The organism is Exiguobacterium sp. PvP048 (genome assembly GCF_040549175.1).
Classification (GTDB): Bacteria; Bacillota; Bacilli; order Exiguobacteriales; family Exiguobacteriaceae; genus Exiguobacterium_A; species Exiguobacterium_A artemiae.
In genome coordinates this window covers 1-14,309 of sequence record NZ_JBEPSU010000015.1, presented here as the reverse complement: position 1 = coordinate 14,309, position 14,309 = coordinate 1, and the positions used below count along the sequence as shown (strand labels likewise).

24 protein-coding genes are annotated in these 14,309 nt (G+C 47.5%); 12 read left to right on the top strand and 12 right to left on the bottom strand.

Features of this window, described 5'->3' with window-relative positions; all coding sequences use genetic code 11:
* Nucleotides 1-196 precede the first annotated feature (196 nt).
* On the top strand, nt 197-868 hold the full coding sequence (locus ABIC15_RS15120; protein WP_354021032.1) for a hypothetical protein: 672 nt from the start codon (nt 197-199) through the stop codon (nt 866-868).
* A 208-nt stretch (nt 869-1,076) separates the two neighbouring features.
* Entirely contained in the window at nt 1,077-1,373 is a 297-nt protein-coding gene (locus ABIC15_RS15115) for a hypothetical protein (RefSeq protein ID WP_012370268.1), read from the top strand.
* Between the two features lie 73 nt (nt 1,374-1,446).
* On the opposite strand, the gene ABIC15_RS15110 is transcribed toward ABIC15_RS15115, so the two are convergent.
* From ABIC15_RS15110 to ABIC15_RS15090, 5 genes are all read right to left on the bottom strand, one after another.
* The gene (locus ABIC15_RS15110) at nt 1,447-2,589 is read right to left on the bottom strand and encodes a GGDEF domain-containing protein (RefSeq protein WP_354021031.1); all 1,143 of its coding nucleotides are present in this window, start codon (nt 2,587-2,589) and stop codon (nt 1,447-1,449) included.
* Nucleotides 2,590-2,754: 165 nt separating this feature from the next.
* Entirely contained in the window at nt 2,755-3,021 is a 267-nt protein-coding gene (locus ABIC15_RS15105) for an SPP1 phage holin family protein (protein ID WP_354021030.1), read from the bottom strand.
* Nucleotides 3,018-3,680: a M15 family metallopeptidase gene (locus ABIC15_RS15100; RefSeq protein WP_354021029.1), complete on the bottom strand. Its 663-nt coding sequence runs from the start codon at nt 3,678-3,680 to the stop codon at nt 3,018-3,020. Before ABIC15_RS15100 ends, ABIC15_RS15105 begins: the two co-directional genes overlap by 4 nt.
* A 15-nt stretch (nt 3,681-3,695) precedes the next feature.
* The gene (locus ABIC15_RS15095; RefSeq protein WP_354021028.1) at nt 3,696-4,499 is read right to left on the bottom strand and encodes a helix-turn-helix domain-containing protein; all 804 of its coding nucleotides are present in this window, start codon (nt 4,497-4,499) and stop codon (nt 3,696-3,698) included.
* A gap of 149 nt (nt 4,500-4,648) precedes the next feature.
* Nucleotides 4,649-4,798, bottom strand: a complete 150-nt coding sequence (locus tag ABIC15_RS15090) for a hypothetical protein (RefSeq protein ID WP_234944594.1) — start codon at nt 4,796-4,798, stop codon at nt 4,649-4,651.
* A gap of 172 nt (nt 4,799-4,970) precedes the next feature.
* Between ABIC15_RS15090 and ABIC15_RS15085 the strand changes: the two genes are divergently transcribed.
* Entirely contained in the window at nt 4,971-5,759 is a 789-nt protein-coding gene (locus ABIC15_RS15085; RefSeq protein ID WP_354021027.1) for a hypothetical protein, read from the top strand.
* Nucleotides 5,760-5,768: 9 nt separating this feature from the next.
* Here the strand turns inward: ABIC15_RS15085 and ABIC15_RS15080 are convergent, their stop codons facing one another.
* The 4 genes from ABIC15_RS15080 to ABIC15_RS15065 all read right to left on the bottom strand — a co-directional run bounded on the left by ABIC15_RS15080 (nt 5,769) and on the right by ABIC15_RS15065 (nt 7,213).
* The gene (locus ABIC15_RS15080; protein ID WP_354021026.1) at nt 5,769-5,939 is read right to left on the bottom strand and encodes a hypothetical protein; all 171 of its coding nucleotides are present in this window, start codon (nt 5,937-5,939) and stop codon (nt 5,769-5,771) included.
* 167 nt (nt 5,940-6,106) lie between these two features.
* Nucleotides 6,107-6,523, bottom strand: coding sequence for an NAD(+)--rifampin ADP-ribosyltransferase (gene arr, locus ABIC15_RS15075; protein WP_354021025.1), 417 nt, complete (start codon nt 6,521-6,523; stop codon nt 6,107-6,109).
* A 176-nt stretch (nt 6,524-6,699) separates the two neighbouring features.
* Complete coding sequence (locus tag ABIC15_RS15070) at nt 6,700-6,966, bottom strand: Txe/YoeB family addiction module toxin (protein WP_041261583.1); 267 nt, start codon at nt 6,964-6,966, stop codon at nt 6,700-6,702.
* Complete coding sequence (locus ABIC15_RS15065) at nt 6,959-7,213, bottom strand: type II toxin-antitoxin system Phd/YefM family antitoxin (RefSeq protein WP_318928716.1); 255 nt, start codon at nt 7,211-7,213, stop codon at nt 6,959-6,961. The genes ABIC15_RS15070 and ABIC15_RS15065 overlap by 8 nt, the downstream gene beginning before the upstream one ends.
* Before the next feature lie 158 nt (nt 7,214-7,371).
* On the opposite strand from ABIC15_RS15065, the gene ABIC15_RS15060 reads away from it, so the two are divergent.
* The 3 genes from ABIC15_RS15060 to ABIC15_RS15050 are packed head-to-tail and all read left to right on the top strand — an operon-like array spanning nt 7,372 to nt 8,752.
* Nucleotides 7,372-8,241: a GGDEF domain-containing protein gene (locus tag ABIC15_RS15060; protein ID WP_354021024.1), complete on the top strand. Its 870-nt coding sequence runs from the start codon at nt 7,372-7,374 to the stop codon at nt 8,239-8,241.
* Complete coding sequence (locus ABIC15_RS15055) at nt 8,232-8,495, top strand: GGDEF domain-containing protein (RefSeq protein ID WP_354021033.1); 264 nt, start codon at nt 8,232-8,234, stop codon at nt 8,493-8,495. The genes ABIC15_RS15060 and ABIC15_RS15055 overlap by 10 nt, the downstream gene beginning before the upstream one ends.
* A 26-nt stretch (nt 8,496-8,521) precedes the next feature.
* Entirely contained in the window at nt 8,522-8,752 is a 231-nt protein-coding gene (locus ABIC15_RS15050; RefSeq protein ID WP_354021023.1) for a hypothetical protein, read from the top strand.
* A 63-nt stretch (nt 8,753-8,815) separates the two neighbouring features.
* Here the strand turns inward: ABIC15_RS15050 and ABIC15_RS15045 are convergent, their stop codons facing one another.
* Nucleotides 8,816-9,364 (bottom strand): GNAT family N-acetyltransferase, encoded by a 549-nt coding sequence (locus tag ABIC15_RS15045; protein ID WP_354021022.1) that lies wholly within the window; start codon nt 9,362-9,364, stop codon nt 8,816-8,818.
* A gap of 107 nt (nt 9,365-9,471) precedes the next feature.
* On the opposite strand from ABIC15_RS15045, the gene ABIC15_RS15040 reads away from it, so the two are divergent.
* The 4 genes from ABIC15_RS15040 to ABIC15_RS15025 all read left to right on the top strand — a co-directional run bounded on the left by ABIC15_RS15040 (nt 9,472) and on the right by ABIC15_RS15025 (nt 12,085).
* Entirely contained in the window at nt 9,472-9,681 is a 210-nt protein-coding gene (locus ABIC15_RS15040) for a DUF4177 domain-containing protein (RefSeq protein ID WP_214854951.1), read from the top strand.
* A 139-nt stretch (nt 9,682-9,820) separates the two neighbouring features.
* A complete protein-coding gene (locus tag ABIC15_RS15035; RefSeq protein WP_354021021.1) occupies nt 9,821-10,108 on the top strand; it encodes a hypothetical protein in 288 nt (95 codons plus the stop codon).
* 128 nt (nt 10,109-10,236) lie between these two features.
* Nucleotides 10,237-11,472: an MFS transporter gene (locus ABIC15_RS15030; RefSeq protein WP_354021020.1), complete on the top strand. Its 1,236-nt coding sequence runs from the start codon at nt 10,237-10,239 to the stop codon at nt 11,470-11,472.
* 112 nt (nt 11,473-11,584) lie between these two features.
* The gene (locus ABIC15_RS15025) at nt 11,585-12,085 is read left to right on the top strand and encodes a DinB family protein (RefSeq protein ID WP_354021019.1); all 501 of its coding nucleotides are present in this window, start codon (nt 11,585-11,587) and stop codon (nt 12,083-12,085) included.
* Nucleotides 12,086-12,241: 156 nt separating this feature from the next.
* On the opposite strand, the gene ABIC15_RS15020 is transcribed toward ABIC15_RS15025, so the two are convergent.
* Both ABIC15_RS15020 and ABIC15_RS15015 read right to left on the bottom strand, forming a co-directional pair.
* Entirely contained in the window at nt 12,242-12,763 is a 522-nt protein-coding gene (locus ABIC15_RS15020) for a GNAT family N-acetyltransferase (RefSeq protein WP_131504035.1), read from the bottom strand.
* Nucleotides 12,764-12,768: 5 nt separating this feature from the next.
* Nucleotides 12,769-13,230: a MarR family winged helix-turn-helix transcriptional regulator gene (locus tag ABIC15_RS15015; RefSeq protein WP_354021018.1), complete on the bottom strand. Its 462-nt coding sequence runs from the start codon at nt 13,228-13,230 to the stop codon at nt 12,769-12,771.
* Between the two features lie 169 nt (nt 13,231-13,399).
* On the opposite strand from ABIC15_RS15015, the gene ABIC15_RS15010 reads away from it, so the two are divergent.
* Both ABIC15_RS15010 and ABIC15_RS15005 read left to right on the top strand, forming a co-directional pair.
* A complete protein-coding gene (locus ABIC15_RS15010; protein ID WP_131504033.1) occupies nt 13,400-13,942 on the top strand; it encodes a hypothetical protein in 543 nt (180 codons plus the stop codon).
* 23 nt (nt 13,943-13,965) lie between these two features.
* Nucleotides 13,966-14,187: a PLD nuclease N-terminal domain-containing protein gene (locus ABIC15_RS15005; RefSeq protein ID WP_251138750.1), complete on the top strand. Its 222-nt coding sequence runs from the start codon at nt 13,966-13,968 to the stop codon at nt 14,185-14,187.
* Nucleotides 14,188-14,309: the final 122 nt, after the last annotated feature.

The following is a 14,309-nucleotide window of genomic DNA, read 5'->3' as shown; positions in this document are numbered from 1 at the left end:
CAACAATTACGATACCGGGGTTTTCGCTTTTTTTCTATGTTCGATTTAAAATCCGATGGATTTTATGTGTCAACCACACCTTATGGTGATGAGCCCTATTTTTTGAAAAAAATCAAAACGATGCCGTGCCGTATTTGCTATACTCAATTCAGACTCATGCATTCTCCGTTTAGACGGTATGAAAAGAGGTGATCCCGTGCAGACTTCGTTCCGATTGAAAATCGGTTTGTTTCTTTCCAGTGTTTTATTGATTCTGTTTGTCATCCAGTCGTTCATCCCCCATTTTCTGACATCGTTCGTTTCTCTTTTCGACAGTCGGACGTCAGGCTCCTGTACGACACGTTGTGGTGACACATCTCATCTTACCCTTCCATCGGATCCGCTTGTGATCGACTTTGAACCGTTTGTCGAGACCGTCGCGCCGGATCCGGACCCGCTGTTATTACGGACGGGCTTCGATTCCGCTGTCGTCGCACCACCATACCCGTTTATCTTTATTTTCCTTTTGATCGTGTCGATTGGATTACTTGTTTATTACATCAAAATCATCCGTCCAACCCGCTTCCAGCCGCTCCTCTTCACGCCAAGCCGCGTCGAAGTAATTCAATATCCGCACCATGAACTGCCGGCGGAGGACATTCGCCAACATATGCTGCTGTTTAACCGCCGCCTTCCGCAACCGATGCAACGGCGGGAACAGGAGACGATGACCGAATGGTTCGCACGGATCAACTTTCCGTCCCCGGTCAATCCGCATTACTTAGAAGTCCGTTACGGCGGACACGTCTCGATTCCGGTCCACCAACTGACGTTTTTTAAACAGACGACGGAAGACTTTTTACGACATGTCGGCTCGACGATCATTTGATCCAGCAGTGCCTGATTCCAGATCAGCCATTCCTGAATCAAGTGATTTTTTTAATGTTCGTAAAAGTATTCCCTATTCCACCAGGATTCGGTCCTTTTTCAGGCAGAAACTGATATTTCTCAAGAAAATTGGGTATTAAAGACTATATAGCTAACTAACATCTTATAATTTTTTGAACTGTTTCTGAAAGAGAGCGAGGCGAAACGAGATGATTACAGCACAAGAAGCGTACTTCATAAAAAATGGTCTGAATGAACAGTTTGAAGACCCTCGAATCGACTGCGACTTTTCCATTTTCTCGCTCGAACCGTTTCAACTCTTGTTACATGTCCATGATGAAGAGCTTGATGAATTGAGTACGGAAACCCGGTATGTCCTGAGTCGAAAGATTCGGTCTCAACTGCATCAACTGGACGCGAAAGTCGGCGGTACGCCGGTCAAGACGGTTTTTGTCATTTCTGCACCGTTGATTTCCGAACGGTCCTATTGCGTGATTTTGCAATGATTCGAACGACCATTCATGAATTAAAAAAGCTCTGATCCCATCTCGAAATGGAATCAGAGCTTTTTTTGGCGAATCAACTGGCTTCATGGCTCGAAATTTGATTGCGTCCGCTCGACTTTGCCCGGTACAGGGCCTGATTGGCGAGGACAATCAAATCGCCTTCCGTCAACGTCTCGCTCGGCCGGACGACGGCCAGTCCGATGCTGACACTGAGCTGGCAAAGCGGTTCGTACGCTTTGTGTTCAATCTTCATCCGGAGAATCTCGCTACGGATCCGTTCCGCGACATGTGTGATCTGTTCGACGTGTTCCGTCAAGATGACCGCAAATTCTTCCCCGCCGTACCGGGAGACATGCCCGAACTCGCCCGCTTGTTTCTTTAATGTCCCGGCGACTTTCTGCAGACACCAGTCACCTTTCAAGTGACCGTACGTATCGTTGTACAGCTTGAATTCATCGACATCGATCAAAATCAAGCCGACGTCCGTCTGCAGTTCCCGGGCAGCCGTGAAGGAAGCTTCCAGATGCTCGTCGAACGCACGCCGGTTCGGAATCGCGGTCAAGGCATCGTGCAAGGAGCGGTGAATCAGCGCCTGCTGACTGCGCTCGAGCCGGAACGTCTGCAGGAAGATCATCAGCAACAGGACGGCGACACTGACGACGATCACGATGACCCATTTGGCGGACGCCGACGCCCGTTTGGACCGTTCCGTCGCTTCCCGGATGATCTTATCGATGTCCTGATTGATTTTTGCATTGATCGGCCGGAACTGATTGACGTAGTCCATCCCGCTGTAGCGGTTTAAAGCCGCCCGTTCGATCTGATTGCTCTGAATCCATTTAATCTGTTGTTCGTAAAATCCGTCCGTCAGTAAAATCAACGGAATCGCTTCATCTGCCAGTAACTGCTTCAGAATCGGGTGACGTTGATCGAGCATCTTCAACCGGGCAATCGTTTCATTCAGTTCCGCATTGGTACTTTTAAATTGCTGAAACGTCTGATCATTTTGATCGAGTAGATAACTGCGGACGGTAAGCTCTTGATCGAGCAATAACGGAAATAGTTGCGAAGCGGCATTCGAGATCGGAATCGCTTCCGTCGTGATCCGGTCATTCTCTTGTTCAATTTTCAGGAAGGCATTGTAACTCCAGATACTCGTAAACATCAATGAAAACAATGCAAGTAATAAATAAAATTGCAACGTCGATAATTTCAAGTTCAGTCTGACCTCTTTCTTTTCCGTCGTCAGCGACTTCAAGACGCTGACGATACGGGACGCTACCTTATTATCGGTATCTTAGGATCAAACCATTAGCGCTCTACTCGAAATATTGCCCGTTGTCTGCACATTTCAAACAAATTACCAGTTCAGGCGGCACATTCATCCTGATTTTTCCTGTCCTTCGCGCCGAACCTGTCCTTTCCACTCTCGTAACATCACTTGCGCCTGTTGCGCCGCCTCGGTCAGATTGTTATTTTTCCACCAGGCATAGAGGAGACTGCCTGCCCCGAGCAGTGCCGTCAAAGCGGTTTCGATTTGATTCGTCTCAAACGGCAACGGGGTATAACCGAACGCAAGCAACGTTAAATTGACGAAACTATAGAGCGGCACGATCAGTCGGATCAGGGCAATCAAACGTTCCTTCATCGGCGGGCCCCAAACAGATAACGCCACGTGACCGGACCGATGATTCCGTCCACCGCTAACCGGCGCTGCCGTTGAAACTGTTTGATGCGTTGCGTCAACTTTTGATCAAATCGTCCGGTCAACGGCAGGCGGAGCCGTTTTTGAATCAGCCGGATCAGCGTCCGGTCCATCCGCTCGGCTCCCGCATAAAGCGGTTGATCGGGATAACGGGGTCCGAGCAACGGTTTTGTTTGACCATTGACGGCATCGTACAGTTGAAAATGCGGATAATCCGGAAAGCTGCCCCAGTCCCCGCCCCATTGCATCTGATACCGTTTCATCGCGGCAACGATCCGCTTCAACCGTGGATCGGGCGGTGCCGGAAACTCGGCCCGTTTGCCGCCGTCCGCATAGACAAACAGATCGACGGCGACACCGAAGTTATGATTCGATTTCCCTCCTTTGGCATAGGTGACGATTTTCCCCGGACGTGTCCGCCCGCTGGCATACAAGTCGTCCTGTTCCTGTTTTGTCCGAAAGCCTTGCGCGATGCCGATTGGTAATCCTTCTGCCGCCAGTTCCGTGATGACGGCCCGTGTAATCGCGGCGACGTCCGGATCCATCCCGTTCGTCAGTTTTCGGTTCGCTTGGTCAAGTAACCAGTCAAGTGACGGTGTCATAAAAGTCCTCCTTCATCAGATCAGTTCTGCAAGCAATAAAGCCAATTCCCCTTGATCGGGAACAGTTTGTTCAAACCGTTGTTTTTGCTCCGCCTCTGCCTGTTGCTGTTGTCGGCGCTCCCGTTCGACCCAGTCCGGTAATTTCCCGTGTTTCTTCCGGCGGGACGATCTCGTCACAGCGGTCCGGCGGCGTTTTTCATGCGAGTCGATTTGTTCCTGCGTCAATAGGTTCCGCTGTTTCAGACTGTCGATGACGACCTGGATGTAGTTGAAGTTACGAATGTTTGCCGCCGTTGCCTGTTCGATTGCATGATGCAGAACGGCCGGACCGGCTTCTTTCAACAACGTCTCCAGTTTCCTGCGAATCGACGGTGTGACACGACCGATTTCCGTCTCAAAATGAGTGAGGATTTCCATGACTCCGGGAGGTGGTGGTTCTTTTTTTAAAGACGGTTTCTTAACCCCTTTTTCTTCGGAGGCGACAGATGGCTGCCCGGTTGCCGTCTCTTGACCCGGGTCCTGTCCGGAAGTGACCGGGGACACCATTCGAATCCGGTAGCCGTTCGACGTTTGTCCCCCGTGTCGGTCGAACCGCTCGACCTTTTCGATCCATCCTTTTTCGACGAGCGTCTGAAGACAGTTTTTGACGGTCGTTTTGCCGCACGGAACAGCGTCTGCGAGCGTCTGATGCGACGGGAACGCGAGTCCGTCTCGACCGGCATAACTTTTAAGCAGCAGATAGACCATTTTTTCATGGACGGATGAAAAAGCCGCTCCGTCGCGTAACAGTTGATGCTCGACACGTAAGTAAGGGTGCATGAACTTGTCCTCCTTTAAATTCAGGAGGAATTTCCTCCTTTCTATCCAGAAATAACAGGACGACGGACCCGGTTGTTCGGAAGTTTTTAGACAACAAACAGACCCGATGTACGCGGAATAGACGGTTCCGGATACATCGGGTCTGAAATTCAGAGAAAACGGAGATAGATATACGGCAGTACACCGGCAAGCAGGATGCTGAAGACCGTCATACCGGTTGTGATGAAAATAGCCTTAGCCATTGATAGCTGTTGGTTTCGATAAGCGGTCAGGACGGCTTTGATAATCGTCCAGAGCATTAAGCCACTTAAGAGAGATGAGCCCACTAGGAGGATCAGCACTTCCATACCTTTCACCCTTCCTGTTTTTTAGTCATTCCATTTTGAATACGACAATCTTTTCTTGACGCCCCACTCAAGCATGCTAGACTGAACAAGAGAACGCTTACACCAAATAAAAGGAGTTTTGATGATGTCACGCCAACAGACGCTACTTGCACGCCTTGATCAGATCGGTCAGCAACTCGAACACACAAACAACGCCTGGTTATTGCTCGGACTCGGTTCCGTCGGTCAGGAACTCGAACGGCTTGATGCCTATTCCGATCTCGATTTTTTCGTGATTACGAAACCGGGTCGGAAACAGCGGTTCCTCGATCGGATCGACTGGCTCGAGTCCGTTCATCCGCTCAGCTTCATTTTCCAAAACACGGTCGACGGCTTTAAATTGTTATTCGCGGACGGGATTTACGGAGAGTGTGCGATTTTCGAACTCGATGAGATGCCGGACATCGCCTTTTCCCCGGGACGGATTGTTTGGCAGGATCCAACATTCCCGGGCGTCGACTTGACCGTCTCGCAACAAGCGGCACCGCCAATCCGGCGTGATACACTCGACTTCGCACTGAACGAAGCGTTAACGAATCTCTATGTCGGCTTGTGCCGGTATGCCCGCGGCGAACGGTTATCCGGTCTCCAGCTGGTCGAACAGCATGCTTTTTCACAACTCCTGTCCGTTTTGCACCTGCTCGAGTCGGAAGTCGTGTATTATCCGGACCAGTACGGCAATGAACGCCGGGCCGAGCAACGATTCCCGCAAGCGCAGGAACGGTTTGCCGATGTCCTGCAAGGATACACCCGAGTCCCAGAATCAGCGCTTGCGCTGCTCGAGTGGCTCGAACAGATTCAGCCGGTCAATTCCTCGATGGCGGCTGAAATTCGGCGGCTCGCTGCGGAATGCAGGGCGAAGCAAAATGGGTGATAACAGGCTTCATGGCAATGGCGTGGTGTGACGGTCGTGCCGTAATCGGTCCAGCCAACCGGTCAAAAATCCGTCAAACGGAAACGCCTGTCGTTGAATCTTGTCCTGCAGCCGACGAAGCATCTGTTCCGCTCCTGTGATGACGTCTACCGGGTACTGATACACTAACTGATTTTCCAAAAATTCATCTTCGTCGACGACCGTCCATTTCATAGCTGTTTGTAGATTAAGATATGTTTTTTTAGTTTCCTGTAACAAGGTCATGTGTCATTCGCAATGAAGCAATCTGTCATATTTAACGGCTTGAATCAAGAGCTCCAATTGTTTCATATCTTCATTTGTCTGGTTCAATCAAAAATGACATTTTTCCCTTCTTTCGCTAACCGGGCTAAGGAATCCTTCATTTGCTGAATCATTTCATTCGAGTGCCGTTCCCAAACAGCAAGCTTCGCGACGATGAGAAGCGGCTCCTTCGACCGGTAGGACCGTGTTGGATTGCCGGGAAACCGCTGATCGGTCAAGTTTGGATCATTTTCGAACGTCCCGAGCGGTTCGACGAGATAAATCCGTTCCATGCCGTCACCTTTGGCAAGCTCGGCTCCCCACTTCGCAGCTTCAAGTGTTGCCGTGAAATAGATATAATTTGACCGTTTCTCCTGATAGTTCGATTGATAATCGGGTGTCAATTGATCGCCGACCTGCAAAACGGCTTTCGTCCCGTGCAGAAACGGTCCTTGGTCGAGCACTTTGATTTGTCCGGTCATTACTGTTCACGTCCTTTTTCAGTAGTCTTGTTAGTAGTGTAGGGCAGAACGAACTGTAAAAGTAGTCTGTTTCCGTCTAGCGATTCGCGGTATAATTCGAGTAGAGAAGAACAAAAAACTCCCGAATATACGTCACGTTCCATAAGGAGCGGTGCGTTTCGTTCGGGAGTTTTCGTTTAATAATGATAACGGCATTGAAGGATTTCCACTTGTTCACTCGTCGACCTGTAAACGAGACGATGTTCCGAGTCAATTCGCCGGCTGTAAAAGCCTTGTAAATTTCCTTTTAATGCTTCCGGTTTACCAATGCCAGTTAAATTGCCGTTTCGTTTTACGTCTTCAATCAGCGTATTGATCCGTTTCAGCTTTTTTCTGTCTTCCCGTTGCGAATACAGATAGTCTTCCCATCCATGATCCGTAAAAAGTAGACGGACTTTACTCATCAATCAACGTTCTTTCTGTCAGCTTTTCTTGTTGGAGCTGGTCAATTGACTCCAGTAGACGGACTGAATTTTGAGGACTTCGCATTAAATAGATGGTCTCCATCAAACGATTGTATTCTTCTTCAGAAAGTAACACGGCATTTTCGTTATTTTTTCGTGAAATGATGACTGCTTCCTTATCATCATGCACTTGATCTAAAATCTGTTTAAAATTTTTACGGGCATCACTGTATGTGACAATCGACATGTTAGTTCCTCCCTACTTGTTTTCTCTATTTTTATTGTACATGATTTCGTACAACTACTTAATCTTCGTTTCTGATTTCTTTCACAATCGAAAGCCCAGATTTCTTCCTGATTGACAACTTTTGTCAGCATGGTATCGTAAAAGTATCACGGTCAAGGATGTGGAAAATCATATTCATCGTCGAGCTGCTCGTCAACGCCTGTATCGCGTTCACCGGGTTTTACATCATTTCAAAAATCATCCATTCCACCCGATTTTCATCCTATGCCGTTAAGTCGTTGATCATTGGTCTTGCGACCGGTTTACTTGGTGTCGTACTGATGTTCAAGGGCATCCAGGTCAATGACTCGTTACGGATGGACTTACGTCATTTGCCGCTCGTCCTGCTCGCTTTTTACGGCAACCGTTTCCCGCTTGTCGTCGCCACGTTGATCATCGCCGGTTCGCGGTTTTTATTTGGCGTCACGCCCCAAGCGTTTATTGCGTTCGTCGCCATCATTGCGATCAGTACCGGGATGATTTGGATTCATCGCCAGCTCTTGAATCGGCCGTTTCGGCAGAATCTCGCCCTCAACGTTTGGGCGCTGTTGATGATTACGTTCACCGTTCTGATTAATTTAGGCTTTAACGATGCCTCGCTTCGTTTGTTACTTGCGACCTGGACGATCGGTCTTGCCGTCGGTGTCCTGTCGAGTATGCTGACGCTTGATTTCCAAACATTGAACCGTCAAGTCGAACTATACAAACAGTCGTCCGAACGTGATCACCTGACCGGACTCTACAACCGGCGTGTCTTTGATACGCGCACAGCCGGTCTGGAACAGGAAGGCCGCATTTACAACGTACTCGCCCTCGATATCGACCACTTTAAGCATGTCAACGATACATACGGTCACGGAAACGGGGATCTCGTATTGCAACAGTTCGCAAACATCCTGATGGAAGAAACGCGTCCCCACGATATCACGGCACGGATTGGCGGAGAGGAATTCATGATTCTGATTTATGACCTGACTCCATCCAAATAATCAAGGTCGCAAACCGGATCCGTGAACGGATTGCGCATGAACGGTTCCAACTGGACGGATTTCCCGACATCACCGTCACGGCTTCGATCGGAATTGCTCACGGAAAACAGATTCACATCCAGCACATGAACGGACTCGCGGACGAAGCCTTATACACCGCTAAACAACAGGGGCGAAATCGAACGATTCTGTTTAATCAACTCGATCAGCAGAGTATTGCTGCGTCACACTCCTCAACGGAAACAAGGACTTAACTACATACTATTGGAGGTTTTACTTAATGTACGAACCAAAACAGGAGTTCATCACGACTTCGGAAACGATTCTTTTTGTCAGTAGCCTGTTCATGTGGATATATGTGATCCAATACTTCGGTGCGGTCGATTCTGCATGGTGGATCTTGCCAGCAGTAACATTCGTATTATTTTTACGTTCGTTTATTGGCAGACGGGTCGATTTGAGTTTTAACTGGGTGGAGGAAGAAGAAGCACGCAAGTCCGAACAAAAATAACGCAAATCAAACAACAGCCCGGCTTCTCCGCTTGTTCAGGAGAAAGACCGGGCTGTTGTTCATTCACTGCTCTAAATAACGTTCCCGCGTCAAGACCATCAGAATCGACTCGACTCGTCGTCCGTCAACTTCGAAATCGTCCTCTTCTACACCGGACACTTGAAAACCCAATTTTTCATAGACGTGCCGCGCCCGTGGATTAAAGTCAAAAACGCTTAACGTCAAGCGGGCAAGCGATGTCTGCCGAAACAGGTAATCCATCAGTAACCGGGTCGCTTCCGTTCCAAGCCCGCGGTTTCTGCCGGCTTCCCCAATCAGAATCCGGAAGTTCATGCTGTGGTCGCTTGACTGATACTCATTGACGACAACCTCACCGACGAGCGTTCCAGTTGCTTTGTCGACGACTGCCAAATACAGACGGTCCGGCTGGTCATGTCTCGTTCCATACCAGGTTTTAAGTGTCTCCCGGTCAAAATCTGCTTCACTTCTGGTCAGTTTAAGGACTTCCGGATCTTGCAAACATTGTTCGATCAAAGGGAGATCTTTTGCTGCAAACGACCGGAGGATGGTCGTGGTTCCTACTAAGGTTGGTTTTATTGTTAAATGAATCATCAGTTTCTCCTTATCATTCTTTTTTAGCCTCAAACTAACAGACTCCTGGGAACCTTTTCCTTTTTCCGGACGTAAGGAATGATAACGCACTTTCAGGAGGAGATAGTATGTATGAATATCAATATATCCGGATTGACTTCAAACGATTGTCCGGAAATCCAAAAGAAGATTACCGGGAAGTCATCAATCAACAGGCGGAAAAGGGTTGGCGGTTCGTTCAGCTTATCGCTCCGGATTTCGTGACGTCCGGTGTCGGTGTCGGAACCTATTACGAACTCATTTTTGAACGTCCGTCTTCTTTAAGCCGTAACAGATGAGGACTTGTCCCTATCAATTATACAAGACATGCAAATCAAAAATGACACTTCCTTACAATTTTGTACGTTTTATTTACAATTCCTGTCCTTTATACTTGGATGTATTCTAGCTGTATACAAAAAAGGAGTAATGTTCTCTATGAAATTCCCCAAATGGCTCCTTTACCTCGGCGCTCTTCCGACATTCGTTTTCGCCTTTTATGCCATCACGAATCCATCCTTTCGGGCTGATATCGCAGGATCGTTACCGATTGCAGCCCCTGTCCTTGCTGTCATTCTTACTTTATTTGTCGGCTACTGGACCCTGTTCTTCATTTTTGTGAACGGCCTCCGCCGTCACCTCGACCTAGTCGTTTTGTCAGCCCTGTTGCTGATTTGTTTTCTGTTAACGAGTTTGTTTGCGACACTCGACTATTTCCTCACGTAATGGATGTACCCCAGCCATCTTCCGGATGGCTTTTTCCATTTTCTTCTTGATTTCCATTCAACTGTCCCTTAGTATCAATTGTAATAAATTTCTATATATTCAAAAAAACATTTAGGGGATGATGATGTATGCACGGAACCTGGAAACACCCTGCTTTATTGTTGTCGAGCGTCGGCATCTCCAATCTCGGGGCATGGGTGTATTTTATCGCTCTGAACCTGATTGTCCTCGAACGGACGAATTCAGCGTTCGCTGTCTCGATTCTCTACATGCTTGTCCCGATTGCCGCCCTGTTATCAAGTTTTTGGTCCGGCACGGTCATCGATCGCGTCGATAAACGAAATCTGATGGTGCTGCTTGATGTGTCCCGGGCCGTCTTGATTGCCGTCTTACCATGGATCGACTCGTTATTCGTCTTATATACACTGGTTTTCTTGATCAATATCGGCAGCTCGTTGTTTGAATCGGCTTCTCTGATCTACATGACGAAACTCGTCTCGAAAACCAACCGGCAACGGTTTAATGCCTTAAAAAATTTCATACAATCCTGCGGCTTCATTCTTGGACCGACGATTGCCGGTCTCTTGTTCCTCGTCGGCTCCCCGACGTTCGCCATCTATCTGAATGCCGGTGTACTTGGTATGTCGGCACTGATTCTGTTTTCCCTGCCGGATATCGAAAAACAAGCAATGATTTCCGGTGCCGAGCGGCTCAGTTTCAGCATGATCGTCGCCGACTGGAAAGAAACGTTCCGTTATGCGCGCAAACACCGCTACATCACACTCGTTTATGCCCTGTTCTGTGTGATGACGATTTTCATGTCCGGGCTCGATTCACTCGAAGCAACGTTCGCGACCCGGGTTCTTGATTTTTCCGAGAGTACATACGGCTTTCTCGTCAGTATCGCCGGGCTCGGCATCATTGCTGGTTCCATCATTAACGCGACGTGTACGAAATGGCTCAGTTTACGCTTCCTGATCGGCTTCGGAGCCATCACGACTCCGGTCGGCTATCTCATCTTTGCGACGGCGACCGATTTCAGTTTCGCGGCAATCGGTTTTTTCCTGCTGACGTTTGCGTTATCGTTCGCGAATACCGGATTCTTGTCGTTTTATCAAAACAATGTTCCCGTTTCGATCATGGGACGATTCTCCGGCGTCATCAATGTCGCGGAATCCATCTTGATCATCGGACTGACGTTGTCAATCGGTCTTTTAGCCGAAACGTTTTCAATCCGGTCAACCTATATCGTCTGCTCGCTCGGCTTTTTCCTGATTAGTCTCGTGTCGTTACCGATCGTCTTTAAACGGACCAAACAAGCGCTGTATGCGATGACGGTCGACGACGAAATCAAAGCATCTTGAACCGGACAGGTCAACGGGGAATGATTCCTTGTTGCCCTGTTTTTTTTCGTCCAGGCGACAACCGGACATGCTATAGTCAAGAAAATGGGTATCCGCTGAAGGAGGGATTTACATGACGGGAATCGACTGCCTGTTGTATCTGCATCACGAACTGGACCGGTATACCGAAACCGAATTACATTACATTTCGCAACCCGGTGTCTGGTCGCTTAGTCAAATGTATGATCATATTTTACTTGTCGCCCATGAATATATGGACGAAGTCGAAATCTGTGCTTCGCTGACGACCGATACAGCGGACGGTAAAACACCGTTCGGAGAAGAATTATTCCGTCAAAATGCCTTTCCACCCGTCAAAATCAGACTGCCGGACGAGATGAACGCCCCGCCGGACAATACGGACAGCCGGAATCGCTTAAAAGAACGTCTGCTTGAACTGATTGAACGGATGGAAGACTGGTCGAAACGGCTCGATCACATCGAACCGCAACGGAAAACAAGACACGGTGGTTTCGGTTCGTTGAATGCGCAGGAATGGTATCAACTGATCGAAATGCATACCCGGCACCATTTCCGGCAGAAAAAAGAGTTGGAACAAATTCTTCTAAGCTGACTGTTATATCACAGTATTTAAGGCCAGGAAGCCCACTGCTTCAGTGGTGGGAGTGTCAGATAAATACTATGTCTTATACTAAAACCTCCCGATGCCATGATCCGGGAGGGGTTTTTGAGGGCTTGCTATTTTTGACTGATATGAGTTCGTTTCGTTTTACAATGTCTTTGTCAGGACCAAATCGATTTGTTTATCTTCTCCCATATAGAATGCGTGTGCTCCGGTTTGTACAAAACCAAAACGTCGATAAAAGCGTAACGCCCGGTGATTTTCTTCCCACACCCCTAACCAGACTTGCTCCATCCCCTGTGCTTGAGCAATCTCGAATGTTTTCTCAAGCAACTGCTTTCCAAGACCTGTCCCCTGATATGCTGAACGGATATAAATCCGTTCGAGTTCCAACGACTTCCCTTCCGTCGGCTCAGTTTGAGCTTTTCCGATGTTCAGCTTTAAATAGCCGGCAATTTCCTCATCACTTTTAATAAAATAGAAAAACGAATCTGTACGTTCAAGCTCCCCTGTTAATTTTTCGAGATTATAGGATTGGTTGAGATAATCCTCTAGATGCTGCGGATCATTTTGGGAACCAAACGTCTCCGAAAAGGTTTCTATGCTAATCGCCTGTAACGTTCTGACATCCTTGACGTCACAGCGGACAAACTCAATCGTTTCTTTCACCCTATTCACTCCTTCAAATAATGTCGAGTTCCACCTTTTTTGACAAAGTCCCATTCCCGCTCGATATTTTCACGGACGCGCTCCGTCAACTCCAGTAACCGGGCTTGTTCTTCTTCACTCAAACCAGCTAAAGCAACCCCTTTCGAATAAGCGTGTTCCTGAAGAATCACCGGACACGTTGCCTGTCCTTTTGCAGTTGCATACAGTTTTTTGATTTTTTTGTTCACGACATCCGGTCGTTTTTCGATGAATCCGGCTTTTTCTAATTTTTGAATCGATCGGGCGGCTGTCGTCCGGTCCACGAGAATCAGTTCAGCCAGTTTTTCCTGAATGATTCCTGGATTTTCACAAATCCGGACAAGATAAATGTATTGTCCTTTTGTCAGTTCCAGCTCTTTGAATTCAACATTGCTGATGGAATCGAGTGCCCGCGCAATCATTCCAATTTCACGTAATAGTTCTCCCATATCGTCTCCTTTTTTTGTCTGAAGAATTATATAACTTTATTATATTGTTTTTTGTTGCAAATGCAACAAATTTTCAATTGTATGATTTTGTTAAAAAACTCTTTTCTCCAATTGACAAAAAGTGTATATTAAAATCATCTATTCGTTTAAAGGAGGATCTACCTACCCTGTGAAATTCTTTAGAACAAACCGGACCAAAGAGTTGTCATGGATTCCGGAGCAGGAATGGCAAACCGTCTGCGCCAAACGATCCATTCAAATCCAGCAGCATCCGAACGAACAACTCGTCGGTCTTGCTTACAATAATCAACAGCAGGTCGTTCAAGTGACACGTAACATTCATGCACCGCTGTTCAGTTATTACGTGACGTTACTGGAAAATCGTCACACGCATAAAACGGTTTTATCGAAACGGTCGCATATGACGATTCAACACTTGTCGACACGTCTATTCGACTCGAATGAATTTGCTGAATTCAGCTTGCTCGACATCCATGTCCGCGAGGAAGGTCTTGGCGAACGTGGTTTACTGCTCGAATCGCTAATTCATGATATTCAACATAAATATACCCATTACCGGGTCAGCGGAGACTTTACCGCCATTTCTTACGGTGGACGCGTCTCTGCCGAATGCTTTACCCGTTACGGCTTTACAATTGAACAGGATCGGTTGATTTTAAAAAATTTTCATGACCGACTGTTCGTCAGCTAATCATGGCTCAGGAGGTAACTGGTTTGGATTTAATCAACCGAAAGTGGTTCAACAATATTGTCCACATGCTTGGATTCTTTTTAATGGTCACGGCTTATCGAGACTTATGGAAACGTCCGAAGACACGCGGTCCCAAATGGCTTTGGGGCATCCTGATTTTTCTCGTTAATTATCTTGGACCGATTTTCTATTTGGTTTGGGGACGGCATGTCCCGACACCGAAAATAGCATCGCGTGTCAACTAAAAAAGCATCGCGTGTCAACTAAAAAAGTGGGCTAACCTAAAATTTTGAGACAATATAAAACACCTTCGGAGTGGTACACTTTTAAAAAGTACTAATATCGGAGGTGTTTTTGCATGGGCAAA

Bases quoted from the DNA above. Each gene is read 5' to 3' on its own strand.
- ABIC15_RS15085 (WP_354021027.1), top strand. From the start codon at position 4,971: ATGTCACGCCAACAGACGCTACTTGCACGCCTTGATCAGATCGGTCAG.
- arr (WP_354021025.1), bottom strand. From the start codon at position 6,523: ATGACCGGACAAATCAAAGTGCTCGACCAAGGACCGTTTCTGCACGGG.
- ABIC15_RS15030 (WP_354021020.1), top strand. From the start codon at position 10,237: ATGCACGGAACCTGGAAACACCCTGCTTTATTGTTGTCGAGCGTCGGC.
- ABIC15_RS15015 (WP_354021018.1), bottom strand. From the start codon at position 13,230: ATGGGAGAACTATTACGTGAAATTGGAATGATTGCGCGGGCACTCGAT.
- ABIC15_RS15045 (WP_354021022.1), bottom strand. From the start codon at position 9,364: ATGATTCATTTAACAATAAAACCAACCTTAGTAGGAACCACGACCATC.
- ABIC15_RS15060 (WP_354021024.1), top strand. From the start codon at position 7,372: ATGTGGAAAATCATATTCATCGTCGAGCTGCTCGTCAACGCCTGTATC.
- ABIC15_RS15065 (WP_318928716.1), bottom strand. From the start codon at position 7,213: ATGTCGATTGTCACATACAGTGATGCCCGTAAAAATTTTAAACAGATT.
- ABIC15_RS15070 (WP_041261583.1), bottom strand. From the start codon at position 6,966: ATGAGTAAAGTCCGTCTACTTTTTACGGATCATGGATGGGAAGACTAT.
- ABIC15_RS15100 (WP_354021029.1), bottom strand. From the start codon at position 3,680: ATGACACCGTCACTTGACTGGTTACTTGACCAAGCGAACCGAAAACTG.
- ABIC15_RS15025 (WP_354021019.1), top strand. From the start codon at position 11,585: ATGACGGGAATCGACTGCCTGTTGTATCTGCATCACGAACTGGACCGG.
- ABIC15_RS15095 (WP_354021028.1), bottom strand. From the start codon at position 4,499: ATGCACCCTTACTTACGTGTCGAGCATCAACTGTTACGCGACGGAGCG.
- ABIC15_RS15035 (WP_354021021.1), top strand. From the start codon at position 9,821: ATGAAATTCCCCAAATGGCTCCTTTACCTCGGCGCTCTTCCGACATTC.
- ABIC15_RS15090 (WP_234944594.1), bottom strand. From the start codon at position 4,798: ATGCTCTGGACGATTATCAAAGCCGTCCTGACCGCTTATCGAAACCAA.
- ABIC15_RS15040 (WP_214854951.1), top strand. From the start codon at position 9,472: ATGTATGAATATCAATATATCCGGATTGACTTCAAACGATTGTCCGGA.
- ABIC15_RS15115 (WP_012370268.1), top strand. From the start codon at position 1,077: ATGATTACAGCACAAGAAGCGTACTTCATAAAAAATGGTCTGAATGAA.
- ABIC15_RS15050 (WP_354021023.1), top strand. From the start codon at position 8,522: ATGTACGAACCAAAACAGGAGTTCATCACGACTTCGGAAACGATTCTT.
- ABIC15_RS15105 (WP_354021030.1), bottom strand. From the start codon at position 3,021: ATGAAGGAACGTTTGATTGCCCTGATCCGACTGATCGTGCCGCTCTAT.